Origin of the sequence: Schaalia dentiphila ATCC 17982 (assembly GCF_000154225.1) — a bacterium.
GTDB lineage: Bacteria > Actinomycetota > Actinomycetes > Actinomycetales > Actinomycetaceae > Pauljensenia > Pauljensenia dentiphila.
Window position 1 is genome coordinate 2,344,468 of sequence record NZ_DS264586.1, and the last position, 16,077, is coordinate 2,360,544.

General features: G+C 65.1%; 18 protein-coding genes, 2 pseudogenes and 1 riboswitch. Of the genes and pseudogenes, 4 read left to right on the top strand and 16 right to left on the bottom strand.

Annotated elements, in window-relative coordinates:
- The first annotated feature begins 81 nt into the window (after positions 1-81).
- Both ACTODO_RS10065 and ACTODO_RS10070 read left to right on the top strand, forming a co-directional pair.
- Positions 82-999: a cysteine peptidase family C39 domain-containing protein gene (locus ACTODO_RS10065; protein WP_003793559.1), complete on the top strand. Its 918-nt coding sequence runs from the start codon at positions 82-84 to the stop codon at positions 997-999.
- Positions 1,000-1,072: 73 nt separating this feature from the next.
- A complete protein-coding gene (locus tag ACTODO_RS10070) occupies positions 1,073-1,498 on the top strand; it encodes an SRPBCC family protein (RefSeq protein WP_003793561.1) in 426 nt (141 codons plus the stop codon).
- A 70-nt stretch (positions 1,499-1,568) separates the two neighbouring features.
- Here the strand turns inward: ACTODO_RS10070 and ACTODO_RS10075 are convergent.
- From ACTODO_RS10075 to ACTODO_RS10105, 9 genes and pseudogenes are all read right to left on the bottom strand, one after another.
- Positions 1,569-2,114, bottom strand: a pseudogene (locus ACTODO_RS10075) (ClbS/DfsB family four-helix bundle protein).
- Between the two features lie 131 nt (positions 2,115-2,245).
- On the bottom strand, positions 2,246-2,908 hold the full coding sequence (locus tag ACTODO_RS10080; protein ID WP_003793566.1) for a hypothetical protein: 663 nt from the start codon (positions 2,906-2,908) through the stop codon (positions 2,246-2,248).
- Between the two features lie 32 nt (positions 2,909-2,940).
- A complete protein-coding gene (locus tag ACTODO_RS10085) occupies positions 2,941-4,461 on the bottom strand; it encodes an MFS transporter (protein ID WP_244262565.1) in 1,521 nt (506 codons plus the stop codon).
- Positions 4,462-4,544: 83 nt separating this feature from the next.
- Complete coding sequence (locus tag ACTODO_RS11015; RefSeq protein WP_003793570.1) at positions 4,545-4,760, bottom strand: YetF domain-containing protein; 216 nt, start codon at positions 4,758-4,760, stop codon at positions 4,545-4,547.
- Positions 4,745-5,272: a DUF421 domain-containing protein gene (locus ACTODO_RS10090; RefSeq protein WP_003793572.1), complete on the bottom strand. Its 528-nt coding sequence runs from the start codon at positions 5,270-5,272 to the stop codon at positions 4,745-4,747. Before ACTODO_RS10090 ends, ACTODO_RS11015 begins: the two co-directional genes overlap by 16 nt.
- A complete protein-coding gene (locus ACTODO_RS11020) occupies positions 5,259-5,426 on the bottom strand; it encodes a DUF3290 family protein (protein WP_003793574.1) in 168 nt (55 codons plus the stop codon). Before ACTODO_RS11020 ends, ACTODO_RS10090 begins: the two co-directional genes overlap by 14 nt.
- Positions 5,427-5,490: 64 nt before the next feature.
- A pseudogene (locus ACTODO_RS11025) lies at positions 5,491-5,709 on the bottom strand (DUF3290 family protein); the annotation flags it as partial.
- A 172-nt stretch (positions 5,710-5,881) separates the two neighbouring features.
- On the bottom strand, positions 5,882-6,337 hold the full coding sequence (locus ACTODO_RS10100) for a hypothetical protein (protein ID WP_003793578.1): 456 nt from the start codon (positions 6,335-6,337) through the stop codon (positions 5,882-5,884).
- Positions 6,334-6,924, bottom strand: a complete 591-nt coding sequence (locus ACTODO_RS10105) for a TetR/AcrR family transcriptional regulator (protein ID WP_003793581.1) — start codon at positions 6,922-6,924, stop codon at positions 6,334-6,336. The genes ACTODO_RS10100 and ACTODO_RS10105 overlap by 4 nt, the downstream gene beginning before the upstream one ends.
- A gap of 261 nt (positions 6,925-7,185) precedes the next feature.
- Between ACTODO_RS10105 and ACTODO_RS10110 the strand changes: the two genes are divergently transcribed.
- Positions 7,186-8,034, top strand: coding sequence for an aldo/keto reductase (locus tag ACTODO_RS10110; RefSeq protein WP_003793583.1), 849 nt, complete (start codon positions 7,186-7,188; stop codon positions 8,032-8,034).
- Between the two features lie 154 nt (positions 8,035-8,188).
- Positions 8,189-8,737, top strand: coding sequence for a DUF6652 family protein (locus ACTODO_RS10115; protein ID WP_034512495.1), 549 nt, complete (start codon positions 8,189-8,191; stop codon positions 8,735-8,737).
- Here the strand turns inward: ACTODO_RS10115 and ACTODO_RS10120 are convergent.
- The 7 genes from ACTODO_RS10120 to ACTODO_RS10145 all read right to left on the bottom strand — a co-directional run bounded on the left by ACTODO_RS10120 (position 8,734) and on the right by ACTODO_RS10145 (position 16,051).
- Positions 8,734-9,603, bottom strand: coding sequence for a DUF2262 domain-containing protein (locus tag ACTODO_RS10120; protein WP_034512497.1), 870 nt, complete (start codon positions 9,601-9,603; stop codon positions 8,734-8,736). The two genes, ACTODO_RS10115 and ACTODO_RS10120, sit on opposite strands and share 4 nt — an antisense overlap.
- A gap of 137 nt (positions 9,604-9,740) precedes the next feature.
- Positions 9,741-9,953 (bottom strand): type II toxin-antitoxin system Phd/YefM family antitoxin, encoded by a 213-nt coding sequence (locus ACTODO_RS10125; protein ID WP_003793591.1) that lies wholly within the window; start codon positions 9,951-9,953, stop codon positions 9,741-9,743.
- Between the two features lie 183 nt (positions 9,954-10,136).
- Entirely contained in the window at positions 10,137-11,693 is a 1,557-nt protein-coding gene (gene guaA, locus ACTODO_RS10130; RefSeq protein ID WP_003793593.1) for a glutamine-hydrolyzing GMP synthase, read from the bottom strand.
- 151 nt (positions 11,694-11,844) lie between these two features.
- The gene (locus tag ACTODO_RS10135; protein ID WP_003793595.1) at positions 11,845-12,429 is read right to left on the bottom strand and encodes a biotin transporter BioY; all 585 of its coding nucleotides are present in this window, start codon (positions 12,427-12,429) and stop codon (positions 11,845-11,847) included.
- A gap of 147 nt (positions 12,430-12,576) precedes the next feature.
- On the bottom strand, positions 12,577-14,421 hold the full coding sequence (purH, locus tag ACTODO_RS10140) for a bifunctional phosphoribosylaminoimidazolecarboxamide formyltransferase/IMP cyclohydrolase (RefSeq protein WP_003793597.1): 1,845 nt from the start codon (positions 14,419-14,421) through the stop codon (positions 12,577-12,579).
- A gap of 23 nt (positions 14,422-14,444) precedes the next feature.
- Positions 14,445-14,529: riboswitch (ZMP/ZTP riboswitch) on the bottom strand.
- Between the two features lie 3 nt (positions 14,530-14,532).
- Positions 14,533-14,673 carry a hypothetical protein gene (locus ACTODO_RS10910; RefSeq protein WP_165478150.1) on the bottom strand — a complete coding sequence of 47 codons (141 nt, stop codon included), beginning with the start codon at positions 14,671-14,673 and terminating at the stop codon, positions 14,533-14,535.
- Positions 14,618-16,051 carry a cell division protein PerM gene (locus ACTODO_RS10145; protein WP_244262566.1) on the bottom strand — a complete coding sequence of 478 codons (1,434 nt, stop codon included), beginning with the start codon at positions 16,049-16,051 and terminating at the stop codon, positions 14,618-14,620. The genes ACTODO_RS10910 and ACTODO_RS10145 overlap by 56 nt, the downstream gene beginning before the upstream one ends.
- Between the last annotated feature and the right edge of the window lie 26 nt (positions 16,052-16,077).

A 16,077-nucleotide genomic window follows, 5' to 3' on the forward strand; every position in this document is an offset into this window, starting at 1 on the left:
AAGGCGCGGCTTGCGCTGTCCCGGCCTGAGAGTCGTCGCGCGCAGGTTGATTCAGATACGCGCACATAGCGAGGAGAACGCATGAGCATGTACTTCGGAGACGTGTCGCTGTGCTACACCAACTCCCTGACGATGGCACTGGATTCTTACGGGTTCGATGTGCGTCCCGAGCACCTGGAGGCGCTCATGGTGATGGGCAACGGTGCGAGCATCATGAAAGACGCCCCTCGGCATCCGCTCGTTTTCTTCGACAACGGGGAGCCCGACGTGTCCATCAGTAACTGCCTGCGCATGCTGGGCTTCACGTGGGAGGACTTCTTCGTCGAAGGACCCGCGGTCGACCTCGCCGAGGCCCACGATCGGCTCGCCCGCATGCTGCAGAGCGGCCCGGTGGTGGCGGGCCCCCTGGACATGGGGCTGCTCACCTACAACCCGAACTACCGTGAGCTTGGCGGGGTCGATCACTTCGTCTGCATCCTCGGCCTTGACGACGGTCGGGTGCGCCTGCACGATCCAGCGGGATTCCCCTGCATGAGCATGGAGTTCCAGGACTTCGCGAAGGCCTGGGAGGCGCGGGCAATCTCCTACAGGAGGGGGTCGTTCTCCATGTGGGGCGCCTTCACGCGGGTAAGGGAACCTACGGAGGAGGAGGTCTACCGGGAGGTGTCCTCGATCATGAGGAAGCGTTACGAGGCCGGCGAGCAGGGCGTCATCCATGCCTACGCCAGGGCCATCGGCAGCAACGGAATGAGCTCGCAGCAAAAGCAGATGCACCAGTACTTCAGTTTCCGCTTGGCCGCAGCGAGGAGCATCTACGCTGCCCGTTTCCTCGCCGACCACGACCCGGAGCGCGCGCAGCTCAAGGAGCGGATCGCCTCCCTGTTTGGGCAAGCACACCTGGACAACCTCGCGGGGGACAACGAGGCCCTGGCCCACACGCTGGAGGGAATCGCCGACCTTGACGACCGCTTCAGGGAGCTGTGCGTCCTCAGGGGCTGACGGCAAGAAGCCGGGCGGGGCAGCGCCGCTCCACAAGGCCTCGAATCCGATATGGAAGGGATAGTGAGAGACGATGACGAGAGTCCGCGTCGTGCACGAGGCCGACCTGCCCTGGTCGGTCTCCCAGGTGTGGCGTGTTGTCACCAATGTCGATCAGTGGCGGTGGCGTTCGGACCTGGAGAGATGCGAGAGGGTCGGCGAGCACGACTTCGTGGAGTATCCCAATGGCGCCACGCCCATTCGTTTCACGACCGTGCGCCGAGAGGAGGAACGGGTGTGGGAGTTCACCATCAACGGGGAGTCCCTGAAGGGGTCCTGGCAAGGCGTTTTCACGTCAACGGCTTCCGGCTGCCTCGCGCGTTTCACGGAGGACGTGGTTGTGCGGGGCAGGTTCGTCCCCCGATGGGTTGCCAGGCTGTTCCTACGCTCGTACCAGGCCCGATACTTCAGGGACCTGCGCGCGGAGTTGCGTCGCCGCTACGGCGAGGCCGGGGCGTGAGTCACGGGGGCCGGCGAGCCGCTCGGACTCTTGTGCCGCGCGCTGGCGCGGCATGCACCGCGGCCCTCGGCTAGTCGCGCCTCGCGCACGCCCTTCGGTGGGCGCGGAGCTTCTTGAGCGCCCAGTCGTAGTGGGAACTCGTGGCGCTCACGAAGTAGGAGCCGAGCGTCGTGGTCCCCGTCCAGTCGAATCGTCCCCTGTCGAACAGGTCCTCGTCGGAGAACCTCTCCGCCAGGGCTATGACCGCACTGTGGGACTAATCCAGCAGGTCGCGGGCCTGTTCCAGGGGCGTGTCCTGATGCTTGCGCCACAGGGCGACGTTCATGTCGCCGTAGGTCCGCCACGTGTAGGGTTCGGGCAGGAATGGCCGCTTCTCCCCGACCTCGTTGGCACCCACCCAGTCCAGGAGGAGCCGGTGCCACTCGTGGAGGTGAGCCAGGACGTCGCGCAGGTTCTTGTCCCGGCTCCAGTGCGCCTCCTTCCGGCCCTTGTCGGCGGAGAAATCGAAGGGGGCCACCAGCTCGTCTTCGGTCATGGAGGCAGCAAACTCCGTGAGCTTCCCGTACCCGCATGCGGATGCGGCGATCAGCTCGTTCTTGCTCGTCGGTCGCGCCACGACACGGCCTCCTTCATGTCCTAGGCAAAGGAGTTCCTGACTCCTCCCATTCTAGGGCGGGGGCGACCGACGGGGCGTGCGGAGGTCCAGGGGGAAAGAGGAACACTCCCCACGGGAACGCTGTGATCGGCTCATTCAGCCTCTTGGACGGCTTCGCTTTCGAGGCCGGTGACGCTGGAAACGCCGCGCATCAGCAACCATGCCGTCGATAGTGCGATCGCTATGAGCATGGGGATCGGCTTCACTGGTTGCCCGAAGTAGGTGCTGAGGATCTGCGCCAGCCCAATGACCGCCCCGCTGTACTTCCACAGGGGGCGCCAGGACGATCCGGCCCAGGAGATCATGAACACCCCGAGCATGATGTCGCACAGGTGCCACGCCCCGTATATCTCGGCCACAGCCGCCTGGAGGCCGTCGTCGGCGATGACGGGCAGCCCATTGACGGGATAGACGAGCCTGCCGGTCCCGAGCACGACCACCACCCATGCGATCATCATCAGCGCGAAGCTCGCCACCGCGAGCCCGGTTAGCGCCCTCCCACTGCGGAGGCGCGATCGAAGCGCGTTGTAGAAGGCCCACCCGCCCAGGACGGCTGAGAGCACGAGCAATTCGTCCATGGCCGCGAGCAGACCGCTGTACTGGTCGACGGCTTGGCGCAAGGAGGCCGCCGACGCCATCTGGAGGCTGAAATACAGGAAGCCAATCCGAACGGCCGCGTACACCAGAACAGCTGCGACGAGCACCCCTTGGGCCAGTCGATACCTTCTCTTCTGTTCAGAGGACCGACCGCCCATGTGTTCCTCCCTCGGATTCCCGGCTCGCCCTCTCACCGCTCCCCTGCCCCGGCTCTCGATCCGAATGCGGTGAGCGCGGCGCTCAGCAGGAGTGCCACGGCAGCCACGCAGAACGCCACCAGGACCGCATGAGCGTAGGCGCTGCTTGCTGCGGCGCGCACCGCCTCCGCCTGCGGCGCCCCTTGCGCGTCGGCAGCCTCGAAGGCGAGCGCTACGGAGCGGAAGCCCTCGGCGGCGGTTCCCCGGCACGACGCTGCGTAGGTTGAGCCGACAAGCGATCCGATGGCACCGATTCCGATGAGGCAGCCGAGCTGTTGGAAGGTGGAGATCAGGGCGGATCCACCGCCTCGTTGCTGCTGGAGAACGCGTTCCATTCCCCATCCCTGCATGACGGGCAGTCCCATCGCCATGCCCAGCCCGCAGGCGCACTGCCCCACGACCATGAGTGGATATCCCACGACCGCCGTCGAGACCCCCATAACCGCCAGACCAAGAGCAATGAGGACGAGGCTCGCCACGCAGGCGCGCCTTTTGCCCAGCTGCTCCGCGACTCTCCTGGTAACGGCGGCCCCCACCATGGCGGCGCCCACCATGGGCATGAGCATGAGCGCCCCCACCAGCGCGTTGTTCCCCAGCGCCGTCTCCACGTAGGCGGGCAGCACGAACATGATGCCCGAAATCGCGACGTTGAGTGCGAGCAGGGACAACGAGGCGGCGGCAAAGGAGGGGATGCGCAGCAGACCGAGTTCGGCCAGCGGGTTCGACGACCGGGTGTCACGGCGGACGAACACCGCGATCACCACAGCGCCAGCCACCATCAGGCCCCACGAGTCCGGTGAAGTGGCGGAAATCTGCGCGTTGATGAGTCCCGCCGAGACCAGGGCGAGTCCCGCGAGGGCGAGGAGCGCGGACAGGAGGGGCAGCCGGGCACGGGCACCGGTGGTTCCACGGGACTGGCTCCGATCCGGCGGCAGGAGGAGGACATCGAGGAGGAGGACGATGAGGAACGCCGCCAGGTCGAAGGCGAAGATGGCTCTCCAGTCGGCGACGTTGACAAGCAGGCCCCCGATCACCAGGCCGAAGGGGGCGCCGAGGGTCATGGCGACGGCATTCATCGTGAGGGCGAGGACTTGCCTGTCGGATTCGAACAGGCGTGTGATGAGCGCGAGAGTCATCGTGATGGAGAAGCCCGCGCCGAAGCCCATGACTCCTCGCGCGACGATAGTGGTCGCGGCACTCGTCGCGAGGATACCCGCAGCAGAGGCAGCCGCAAAAGCGCCAGCACCGACCAGGAGCGTCCTCTTGACGCCCCACCTGTCGCCCAGGGAACCCGCGAGAAGCATGAACGCGCCGAAGACCAGGTTGTAGGCCGACACCATCCACTGCTGCTCGACCTGGCCGGCGCCCAGCGAGACCGAGATCGCGGGGAGGGCGATGTTGAACGCGGTCGTGTTGGTGAAGCACACGAACGTTCCGAGGCACAAGCCAGCCAGCGCCCGCCAGGCCCGTGTGGCCTCGTACGCGTCTATGCCGTCACAGTCTCCTGCGGGCATGCGAACCATCCCCCCTGTACGTTCCCGCACTCCACGCTCATGTTGCAGTGTAGGACTCGTTGACGCGGGGACGCCGCTGAGTCTCAGCGATCCGTCGCCCCATCGAGCGCCTTCGGGTCTGTTGGCTGCGGCGCCCCACGCTTGGCGGCTTTGGCCGAGGTGGCGAAGGGAACGACTTCGAGGCTTCCATCGACCAGCTCGGCGAGGAACACCTGCTTGACCGAGGAGTACCCCTGCTCCTTCAGCTGCTCCTTCACCCACGCCTTGTCCTTACCGGCCAGGGTCAGGCCGTCGGGCACGAGGTGCCATCGCTGACGAGCGGCAGGAGTGCACGCTTATGCTCGGAGTTGCGCTCCCGGATCGTCAGGGAACCGTTCGTCTCCATGACCGCAGCCTCAACATCCTCGAGGCTGGTAATCCCCTGCTCGCGCAGGCTTCGACTGAGTCCCTGGGCGGTCAAGCCGACCTTCGCGCAACGGGCGATGTCCACCTTGCCGTCGCGGACAATCAGCTCGGGCTGGGAGGCGGTGAGGCTCTTGAAGGTCCTGCTGGTGTCAATAAGAATCTTCGTCACGATGACGACGAGCGACCACATCAGGATGATGAGCAGGAACTGCAGGACGGAAATCGACGAGTTGTAGATGACGCCGCCGATGATGCCGCCCAGCACGTAGTTCTGCACCTGGTTGAGCGGAGTGTTCACCGAGAAGTCACGCTTTCCCAGGATGTTGATCTGGAAGATCATCATGAGGATACCCAGCGCGAACTTGATCGCGGTCAGCGTGTAGAAGTCCATGTCAGTGCTCCCCATTGACGTAAACGTTGTGGTCGATGATGTGGGTGCGTTCAAGCGTGTAGGAGTTGTTGTCGTCGCCCAGGTGGACGAGGTAGTCCTCCTCGTTGAAACGCACGATGATGCCGTCTTGCAGGGAGGTCGAGTTCACCAGAACCTCGCTGGTTGACACCCCCGTGGTCCGTGGCGAGGCCCTCCACGAAGTGCACGAGACGCTGGGACTGGGACAGTTGGTTGCTCACCTGGAGGTACTGCTCAGTCTGAATACCCAACAGCACGAGGGAAAGCACGAGGAGGCCGACCCCGGCATCCCGCCATCGGGTTCGCGCCTTGTCGCGCAGGTAGAGGACGCTGAAGACAAGCGCAACCAGGAGCAGGATAATGATTGCGACGACGCGCCGCGTGGAATCGGCATTCTGGTGGGAGACGATGTAGTCGAGGGTGTAGAAATCCATGCGCCTTCCCAGTTCACGCACACTATGAAACGACACAACCCTAGCACCGGGATTCACGCTCACTGTCGGCAGGTTGTCCCCGCTGGCCCCGCATGATCACTCACACTGTCGCGCACGGGTGCACGAAAGCCTCGTCAATTGACGAGGCCTGCGTTGAGAGTGCGCGAAACGCTCAGTCGACCCCGTGGAACACCCAGGCACGCCCCCGCACGCCGCGCGCGATGTAGCTGGCACCGGCAAGGCTCAGGGCGAGACCGAGGCCCGTGTAGAAGAATGCGATAAACCAGTCGGGGAAGACGCCCGCGGCGCGCATTCCGATACCAAACGACATCATGATCGCCATCATCATGTAGCTCTTGCGATCAAAGAAGCGGACGACGTGGTGGCGCTCCCCCTCCAGGTCGGCGATGCGCTGGGTGTTCTTCTGAACGAGCTTGCTGAACATGGGATGGAAGGCGCAGAAGATAGCGACGGCACCGCCCGCGAGTGCGAGGAGGACAATTGCGGCGAGGCCGCGCAGGTCGATGGCCGCGCGCACACCGAGGATCGCAACGTTCAGGCCGGCGAGCAGCCAGACGATGCCGGCGACGGCGATCAGGGCCTGCTTCTTGATGCGGAATCGACTCATTTCTTAGCGTCCTTTTCGTCTGCGGGGTCGTCGTACAGGGAGGCATCGAGGAGGGCGAACAGCGTCTCGCACTCGCCGCCGTCCATGAGAGAGGCAAAGATACTGCGCAGCACGTAGCGACACAGGGCCTCAGCGCTCATGGGGCCGACGAGCCGGGAGCGAACCACGGCCTCGTCCGCGTTGAGGACACGCGCGAGCCCGCACTCGATGTGGGCGAGCATGGGGGCACGCACGGCCTCGAGAGCTTCCTGTTCTGCGCTGGGGAGGCGGCGCATCTCGGCGAACCAATCGACACTCATGTCGGAGCGCACGGCGCACAGGGTCTCGCGAAATCGCCTCACATAGGAGGTGAAGCGTTCGCCGGGGCGCACAGCGCACAGCTCGCCGGAGAGGTTCTCTTCGAAGAAACGGGTGAGCACGGCGGCCGTCAGGTCCGCCTTGGTCGGGAAGTAGCCATAGACCGAGCCGACGGCGATGCCGCACGCGGCGGCGACCTTGCGCACGGAGAGCGCGGAGATGCCGTCGCGCGAGGCGATGGCGTAGGCCTGGCTGACCAGCTTCTCCGGGTCGATCACTTGCTTGCGCATGATTTCCTGATGTCTTGCTACCTGTAACAATCCATAATGAATAGTGTTCAGTATAGGGTGGCGCAGCCCTGTGTCAACAGAGGAAACTAGGGATCACACCACTCCCGACGCCAACTCGTCGCATGTCACACGCCTAGACGCGACCGCCGCCAGGCATACCTTCCCGGGATGACTATAGGCTGACAGTCCGAGGAGTCCGCGCAGTTCGGCTACCGCATTGCCGTTCCAGCGCACGCCTCTGATGAGAACGAAGGAGTTCACATGGACCACATCACCCTGAACAACGGCATCACAATCCCCCAGGTCGGCCTCGGCACCTACCTGCTCGAGCCCGATGATGCCCAGTCGGCGGTCACCTACGCACTCGACAACGACTACACGCTGATCGACACAGCGAACGTCTACGTGAACGAGCGCGCCGTCGGGCGCGGAATGCGCGCGTCCTCGAAAGCGCGCGATGAGATCTTCCTCGAGACGAAGCTCTGGCCGTCGTTCTTCGAACGTGCCAGCGCCGTCGAGGAGACGCTCGAGCGTCTGGGCACGGACTACATCGACCTGATGATCCTGCACCAGCCCGCCGGAGACACCGTCGCGGGGTACCGCATCCTCGAGAAGGCGCATAAGGAAGGCAAGATTCGCGCAATCGGCCTGTCGAACTTCGACGTCGCCCAGACGCAGCGCATCCTGGACGAGTGCGAGGTTGTCCCCACGATCAACCAGGTCGAGTGCCACCCCTACTTCCCGCAGACCGAGCTCAAGGCGCTCCTCAAGGATCACAACATCACGCTGCAGGCGTGGTACCCGCTCGGCGGGCGCGGCAACGACTCGATCATGAGCGAGCCCATCGTCCAGGGCCTCGCCGAGGAGCACAGTAAGTCCCCCGCCCAGGTACTGCTGCGCTGGCATATTCAGCAGGGACACATCGTCATTCCGGGATCGAAGACGCCGTCGCACATCGCTCAGAACATCGACCTGTTCGATTTCGCGCTGACCGACGAGGACATGGCCCAGATCGATTCCCTCGACAAGGGGAAGCCGTTCTTCGAGCACAACGACGAGGTCTTGGCTGGGTTCCTCGCGTACGTGCCCGACGTGGAGGGCCAGAAGTAGTCCCGCTACCGCACACTGAGCCGAACACACGACTGTTTCGGTGGCGACACCAGGAGCACATCACGAGGCCTACCTTGCTTGGCAGGGTAGGCCTCATTCCGCGACAGCAAGGTTATACTCGCCACAAGTCAACGAAGTCCGATGGAGAAAACCCATGTCTCGAGTCGCATCCCTCGTCACCACGTTCTGCTTCGTCGCAACAGCCTATGCGGGCGGGCCTTTTACCGTAGTTTTCTATCGTCCCTACCCGATGCTCCGGATCGACGTCTGGTTCCCCGCGATGCTTGTTTTCGCCGTGGCGACTGTCGTCTTCACCAATATCTCGCGCAACAGGCGCAAGCCCCGCGAACTGGCGTTCTGGGGACTCTTCATCAAACTTAGCTTCCTCCCCTTCTTCCTTATCACGTGCTTGTTGCTTCTCTTCCTGGGACAATATCTGTTCGCTCCAGGCGGCCCCGCCCCTCACGTGCTCTTCCTCCCTCCCCTACTCCTGGGGAGCTACATCATCATGATCGTCACCTCATCCCACGGGTTCGCGGCAATCGTTCGGGCGCGCAACGAGCAACTAATCTCCCCTGAAACGGCGAAGCAGCACAAGCGATGGCATGCCATCCCCGTCGCCGACCTGGTCTCCTCGATCAGGCTCTACGCACTCCTGCGTCGACTGGACAGCGCCGCTCCGGCCAGCTCTCAGGACGTCTAACCCGCCATTTCCGCCGAGGCCACCCCATCAGTCAGGGATCCGCACACCACGACGCAGTGGCCGAAGAACATATCGTCGTCATCGAAGTAGGCGGAAAATGAAGCGTCCGGATCCATGGCGATACTGGTGAGACCTAATCGCCACGCGAAGCTCTCTTCGGTGATCTCGGGGACGTCCTCGTCGGCGGATTCGCGCCACTCAGACGCGAGCTCGGTCAGCTCACGCGCGGCGCTCGCTCGCATGTCGCGGTCCCAGCGATCCTGGTCCGCCAGCATCGCCTTCATCGCTTGCCTGGCCGCGGTCCAGCTGTCCTCGCTTGCCGCATCGACCTCAAGCGACACGTCGATCTGCTCACCCTGCCACAGGAGATGGCCTTCGAAGACGTCATAGTCCTTGTCGAGGGTGAGCTCTCCGAGCACCTCATCGGCCACCACGACCGGTCTGCGGTATTCGGCCAGAACCTCTTCGAGCGCGAGGCACGGGGGGCGCTCTTCGAGGACCTCCACAATCAGGAACTGGTTCTGCACGGAGGCGGCAACACCCTCGGGAACTTCGTGGGGAACTTTCTTGCGCGCCTTCACGCGATAGATCGTCTCTTGACCGAAGCGGTCGAGGATGCCTCCAGCATCATGCTCCTCACTGCTGACGGGATAGACGATCCGGCCGTCCCCCGTGTACAGTGCGCCGGTCTGGCAGTCCACATACGCGATGAAGTAGTGCTCGACCTCCCAGAATCCGTTCCTCTTACTTGCTCCCTGGCCACCGGCGAGCAAAACGAGGATCTCCCTGGCATCTTCCTCGAAGGTACGCTCCCATTCGTCCTGAGTCATGGCGTTTTGTGAACGCATGTATTTCAGTAGATCCACGTGTTGTCCTCCTTGAACGACAGGACCAGTTCACGAGGACATCGTCCCCTCGTCTCGCACACCATCCAAGCCACCGAAGCGAGCAATCGCCTTCGAATGGATGGCACACACATCGTCCCGCGAAAACGCGAAAGCGTTCACTTCGCGAGCTCTTCAAACACGTCCGCGTAGGCATCCATGAAGTCAACAGCAACATCGACAGCACTCTCAGACTGCTGCGCCGGTTGAATGACCACCCAAGGCCTGTTGTTCTTGAGGATCGTGACAGGCTTCCCCGTCCTGTTCACCTCTGCTGTCACCCGCGAAAAGTTATTCTTCGCCTCGGCGAGCCCCATAGTCAGTGTCGACATACTACCCCTTTCATCACTAGCCATAATTATGGCCAGAATTCGATCTCCGATCAAGCGACTGGCCACTCCAAAGCACGGAAGATCTGACACTCGTCGCACTTTCGATAAACAAACCCCGGCCTCGTCCCACGAATCAGGGACGAGGCCGGGCTATCAGTCTGCACACTCAACTCTGGATAAGAGTCACTCCCACTCGATGGTGGCCGGGGGCTTGGAGGTCACGTCAAGGACGACGCGGTTGACCTCGGGCACCGAGTTGGTGATGCGCGTGGAGATACGGGCCAGGACGTCGTAGGGCAGGCGCGTCCAGTCGGCCGTCATCGCATCCTCGGAGGAGACGGGACGCAGCACGATCGGGTGACCGTAGGTGCGGCCGTCACCCTGGACGCCCACGGAACGAACGTCGGCGAGCAGGACGACCGGGCACTGCCAGATCTCCTGATCCAGGCCGGCCGCCGTGAGCTCCTCGCGGGCGATCAGGTCGGCGGCGCGCAGGATGTCCAGGCGCTCGCGCGTGACCTCGCCGATGATACGGATGCCGAGGCCGGGACCCGGGAACGGCTGACGGTTCACCAGGTAGTTGGGCAGGCCCAGTTCACGGCCAACCGCGCGTACCTCGTCCTTGAAGAGAGTGCGCAGGGGTTCAACCAGCTCAAAGGTCATGTCCTCGGGCAGGCCGCCCACGTTGTGGTGACTCTTGATATTGGCTGCACCCTCGCCTCCGCCTGACTCGACGACGTCGGGGTACAGGGTGCCCTGGACGAGGAACTTGACCTCGCCACCAGCGGCGCCCACCTCCTCGATGACCTGCTTCTGGGCGGCCTCGAAGGAGCGGATGAACTCGCGGCCGATGATCTTGCGCTTCGCCTCGGGCTCGGTGACGCCAGCCAGGGCGGACAGGAAGCGTTCGGACTCGTCGCACGTGATGACGCGGATGCCCATGCCGCGCGCGTAGTCGTTCTCGACCTGCTCGCGCTCGCCCGCGCGCAGCAGGCCGTGATCGATGAAGAAACAGGTCAGCTGGTCGCCGACAGCCTTGTGCACGAGCGCCGCCGCGACGGAGGAGTCCACGCCCCCGGATAGTGCGCAAATGACCTGCGCATCGCCGACCTGCTCGCGGATCTTCGCAACCTGCTCGTCCACGATGGAACCGGCGGTCCACGTCGGCTCCAGGCCGGCCCCCTCGTAGAGGAAGTTCTTCAGTGCGTCCTGGCCGAACTGGGAGTGCCCCACCTCGGGGTGCCACTGCAGGCCGTAGAGGCGACGCTCACGCGACTCGAAGGCCGCAACTGGGGTCTCGGTGGTGGAGGCGGTAACGGTGAAGCCCTCGGGCGCACCCTGGACGGCATCGCCGTGGCTCATCCACACGATCTGGTCGTCGGGGGTGCCCCCGAACAGGCAGGAGTCACCGGAGACAGAAGCCTCGGTGTGCCCGTACTCGCGGGTGCCCGTGCGACCGACGGTGCCACCCAGGGCGTGTGCCATGGTCTGGAAGCCATAGCAGATGCCCAGCACGGGCACGCCGGCCTCGAAGATCGCGGGATCGACGGAGGGAGCACCCTCCTCGTACACGGAGGACGGGCCGCCGGACAGGATGATGGCGGCGGGCTCCTTGGCGAGCATGTCCGCCACGCTCATAGTGTGGGGGACGATCTCGGAGTAGACGTTAGCCTCACGTACGCGGCGCGCGATCAGCTGGGCGTACTGAGCGCCGAAGTCGACGACGAGGACGGGATGCATGTCAGAAGCGTTCACCCTGCCAATGGTACCCGCGCGCGCCCCGCCCCGTCGTGCTCCATTACGCATGTCACCACTGCGGACGCCGGATACGGCGACGGCCCCGCCCCCGGGTGGGGACGAGGCCGACTCACGTTGCGCTCGAGCGCGCGGCTCAGCGGAAGATGGAGCGCAGCACCGGGAAGGCGCCGGTGGCCACGGCGGCCTTGACCAGGTCGCCGATGATGAAGGGCACGAAGCCCTTCATCAGACCCTGTTCGAGGGTCATGTGCGCGAAGGGGATCATCCAGGCCAGGCCAAGGATGTACACGGAGAACAGGGACACGACGGCGGTCGGCGCCATGGTGGCAATGCGACGGTCGGCGCCGCGCTGGGCCGCCACGCCGGCGATCGCGGCGACGAGGAGGTAGCCGAGGATGTAGCCGAAGGACGCGAAGGCCCAGCCGACGTTCGTGCCGGTGAAGACCGGGACGCCCGCAATGCCGAGGAGGGCGTACGCAGCGACCGAGACGAGGCCTCGGCGCGCGCCGAGGGTCGTGCCAACCGAGAGGGCGCCCAGCGTGCCGAGCGAGACGGGCACAGGCGTGAAGGGCAGCGGGATCGAGATGCGGGCGAGGACGATCATGGCGATCGTGCCAGCCGCCACCAGGGCGATCTCGCGGGCGATCGTGCCACCGAGGCGATCGGCGAGAACGCGGTTCTCACGCGCGGCGACGGGGGAAGCGGTCAGGGTGGTCATACGACACCTTTCAACAGGGCTAACAGCCTTTCATTCAACAATTGAACAATATGCTGTCCACCACTCCCTGTCAAGCACACGGGCGCAGATCTCAGGGGGCGAGCGCCACACCGGCGCTCGCCCCCTGGTGCCCATGAGCGGGAATGATCAGTGCGCGAAGTGGCGCGTGCCCGTCAGGTACATCGTGATGCCCGCAGCGTTCGCCGCGTCAATCGACTCCTGGTCACGCACCGAGCCGCCGGGCTGAACGACAGCCTTCACGCCCGCATCGATGAGCACCTGCAGGCCATCCGCGAAGGGGAAGAACGCATCCGACGCGGCGACCGCGCCAATGGAACGCTGCTCGGGAGCATCACCCACGACCTCGGAGGCGCGAGCGCCGCCCGCGCTGTCCACGTTGGACGCCGCCGCGTCACCCGTCGAGCGCGAGCCCAGCGTGTTCGCACGCTCAACCGCCAGCTTGCAGGAGTCCACGCGGTTCACCTGGCCCATGCCAACACCCACCGAGGCGCCGTCCTTGACCAGCAGGATCGCGTTCGAGCGCACCGCGCGCACCGTGCGCCACGCGAACTCCAGGTCCGCCAGCGTCGCCTCGTCGGCGGGAGCACCTGCCGCAAGCGTCCAGTTCTCCGGGGAATCGCCGGGCGCGTCAATATCGTCGCGCTCCTGGACCAGCAAGCCGCCGCTGATCTGCTTGAACTCGTACGAGCCGCGAGCCGGGGGCTCAACCTGCAGAACGCGCAGGTTCTTCTTCGCACTCAGCACCTTGAGCGCACCCTCCTCGTAATCGGGGGCCAGCACAACCTCGGTGAAGATCGGGACGATCTGGCGGGCCAGCTCCACGCTCACCGGGCGGTTCACGGCGATCACACCGCCGAACGCCGACACGGGGTCGCAGGCGTGCGCGAGGCGGTGCGCCTTGGCCACGTCGTCAGCCACCGCAATGCCGCAGGGGTTCGCGTGCTTGATGATCGCGACGCAGGGGCGCTCATGATCGTAGGCGGCGCGCAGGGCGGCGTCACCATCCGTGTAGTTGTTGTAGCTCATGGCCTTGCCATGCAGCTGGCGCGCATTCGCAATGCCCGAGGCCAACGCCTCGTCGTCGGCCTCCTCGTCCTCGAAGGACTCGTCGATCTCACGGTACACGGCCGCACCCTGGTGCGGGTTCTCGCCGTAGCGCAGCGACTCCACGCGCTCGAACGCGTCGGCGACGAACACGGGCATGCCCGAGGCCTGCCCCTCCTCCTCCTCGGGGGCCTTCACCACGTAGTCTTCCTCGGTCTGGTAGCCCAGCGACTCCAGGAACGCAGCGTCGGAGGCGTCCAGGTGAGTCTCGGCGGCATCGTCGAGGGTCTCGCGCACGTCCTCGAGGTCCAGCTCGTCAGCCAGCCAGCCGGCGATCGCTAGGTCGTAGGTCGCCGTATGGGCGAAGGCCTCGGCGGCCAGCACGCGGCGCTGCTCGAGGGTGAAGCCCTCCCCCGCCACGGCCTCGGCCACATCCGCGTAACGCTCCGGAGAGGTCACGACCGCGACCGACGGATGATTCTTCGCGGCGGCTCGCACCATGGAAGGGCCACCGATGTCAATCTGCTCGACACACTCGTCGAAGGACGCGCCCGACGCAACCGTGTCCTGGAAGGGGTACAGGTTGCACACGACCAGGTCAAACGCCTGGATACCGAGCTGCGCGATCTGCTCGCGGTGCGCGGCCTTACGCTGATCGGCCAGGATGCCGGAATGGATGAAGGGGTGCAGGGTCTTCACTCGGCCCTCGAGCACCTCGGGGAAACCGGTCACGTCGTCGACCGGGGTCACAGCCACGCCAGCGGCCGCGATGCGGGCAGCCGTGGAGCCGGTGGAGACGATCTCCACGCCGGCCTCGCCAAGGGCGCGAGCAAGGTCCTCCAAGCCCGTCTTGTCATACACGGAGATCAGTGCCCGCTTGATGGGGCGCACGTCGATGGGTTCCAGGTTGTCCAGGGAGACGGACATAGTTCCTCCAGGTTGAGACCAAACCCAGGCGCCCAGGCGGGCGACGCCTCGCGGGAAATGCGGCCGCTCCCCGGTGGTCATCCACCCTCGCCAGTCGCGGCGTCTCCCAGTCTAGTTCAGGCCCTCGCGCCGCGTCGCCTTCGTCTCGGGGTCTTCCGCGTCACCTTCGGCCTCGACCGCTTCGCTGCCCGCAGCGTCATCGGCGGCGGTTTCGCTGGTCTCCTCGGGCTTCTCGTCCACTTCTCCCCCCATCGGCCACCGCTTCGAGATCCTCAGCCCCGGCCTCGTCGGCGCTTGCTTCCGTGTCGCCCACCTCAGCGGGATCGGAAGCCTCAGCCCAGGCCTCGTCCATCGTCGAGGCAGCGGCTCCCACGCGGGATGCACGCTCGGCGGCGCGGCGGCGCAGGGCCTCGCCCTCGTTGCGTACGCGACCGGCGCCCTCGCCGAGGAGGGCACGGGTCGTCGGGTGGGTCGCCAGGGCGATGATCAGCGCGGGCAGGGCGATCTCGAGCACGAGGGCGAGCGTCGCCCACCCCACGCGCGGGCCCATCAATGCGAGGCGCACGGAGCCCATGCTCATCGTCGCGCTCCACATCCACAGGGCCGTCACCGACGCGGTGATCAACGAGGCCAGGACCCCCTGAGCGGTCTGGTGCAGCAGGTGCTCACGACGGAACCAACGAGCCGCGACGAAACCGAGGCCGATACCCAGCGCGATCGGCGCGAGGAGCACCCACATACCGGGAGCGGTCTGTGGGACGGCACCCAACAGCGGAATCGGCGGGATCGGCCCGGAGCCGACAACCATCGGCGAATGCAACGAATCCGTCGCCGTCAAGAAGCCTGCGCCCGACCACCAGGAGGCCACCCACGCCATGATCGTCGGCGCAAACAGCGCCTGCCCGCCGACGATGAACGACGTATCCACGGCCGATGACGCACCCAGGAGCTCCAGAATGCCCGCCATACGGCTCCACCCCGCGACGAGCGCAATGACCGAGGCGACGAATGAGGCGGCCGCGAGGACCACCACAGACAGGCCACCCAGCTTCAGGCCACCCGAAATCCAGTGCTGCATCGACGGTGCCTCATGGTCGCGCGAATAGCCCGAGGCGACGAACCACACCGAGCCGATCAGCGGGATCAACACGCCGCCGATCGTGCCCGTCCACCAATGCGAATGAATACCGGAAGCCCCCGCCAGGAGCCACGAAGTCAGCAGGAAGCCAGGCACGGCAAACAGCGCGGCACTGCGCGGATAACCCGCCGTCGTGCGTAGCAGAATCCGCACCAACACGACCAGCAGAGCACCCATCAGCGTCGGGATCGCGCGATAGTGCACGTCACCCACGACCGACGTGCCGCCAATGACGGCGGCCCACAGGTCCCCGCCCAGGCCGAGCGCGTCGCGCGGCGTCGTGTCATTCATCCACGAGTTCGATCGCAGCGTCAGATAGGCGATCATCGTGAACACCGTGATCAGACCCCAGCCCGCGAAGGCCGCCTCAACTCCCGCGAGCACACCGCGCGCCCACCCCTGCGGGACAGCCACACGGATCGTCGCTCGATCCGCCACGTACGTGGTCGTGGTTCGCCGGGGACTGGGTACTTCTCTGATGCGCTCGCTCACAGGCCCATAGTGTCAGAATCGGCCCG

Bases quoted from the DNA above. Each gene is read 5' to 3' on its own strand.
- ACTODO_RS10065 (WP_003793559.1), top strand. From the start codon at position 82: ATGAGCATGTACTTCGGAGACGTGTCGCTGTGCTACACCAACTCCCTG.
- ACTODO_RS10070 (WP_003793561.1), top strand. From the start codon at position 1,073: ATGACGAGAGTCCGCGTCGTGCACGAGGCCGACCTGCCCTGGTCGGTC.
- ACTODO_RS10080 (WP_003793566.1), bottom strand. From the start codon at position 2,908: ATGGGCGGTCGGTCCTCTGAACAGAAGAGAAGGTATCGACTGGCCCAA.
- ACTODO_RS10085 (WP_244262565.1), bottom strand. From the start codon at position 4,461: ATGCCCGCAGGAGACTGTGACGGCATAGACGCGTACGAGGCCACACGG.
- ACTODO_RS10090 (WP_003793572.1), bottom strand. From the start codon at position 5,272: ATGGGGAGCACTGACATGGACTTCTACACGCTGACCGCGATCAAGTTC.
- ACTODO_RS10100 (WP_003793578.1), bottom strand. From the start codon at position 6,337: ATGAGTCGATTCCGCATCAAGAAGCAGGCCCTGATCGCCGTCGCCGGC.
- ACTODO_RS10105 (WP_003793581.1), bottom strand. From the start codon at position 6,924: ATGCGCAAGCAAGTGATCGACCCGGAGAAGCTGGTCAGCCAGGCCTAC.
- ACTODO_RS10110 (WP_003793583.1), top strand. From the start codon at position 7,186: ATGGACCACATCACCCTGAACAACGGCATCACAATCCCCCAGGTCGGC.
- ACTODO_RS10115 (WP_034512495.1), top strand. From the start codon at position 8,189: ATGTCTCGAGTCGCATCCCTCGTCACCACGTTCTGCTTCGTCGCAACA.
- ACTODO_RS10125 (WP_003793591.1), bottom strand. From the start codon at position 9,953: ATGTCGACACTGACTATGGGGCTCGCCGAGGCGAAGAATAACTTTTCG.
- guaA (WP_003793593.1), bottom strand. From the start codon at position 11,693: ATGCATCCCGTCCTCGTCGTCGACTTCGGCGCTCAGTACGCCCAGCTG.
- ACTODO_RS10135 (WP_003793595.1), bottom strand. From the start codon at position 12,429: ATGACCACCCTGACCGCTTCCCCCGTCGCCGCGCGTGAGAACCGCGTT.
- purH (WP_003793597.1), bottom strand. From the start codon at position 14,421: ATGTCCGTCTCCCTGGACAACCTGGAACCCATCGACGTGCGCCCCATC.
- ACTODO_RS10910 (WP_165478150.1), bottom strand. From the start codon at position 14,673: ATGGGGGGAGAAGTGGACGAGAAGCCCGAGGAGACCAGCGAAACCGCC.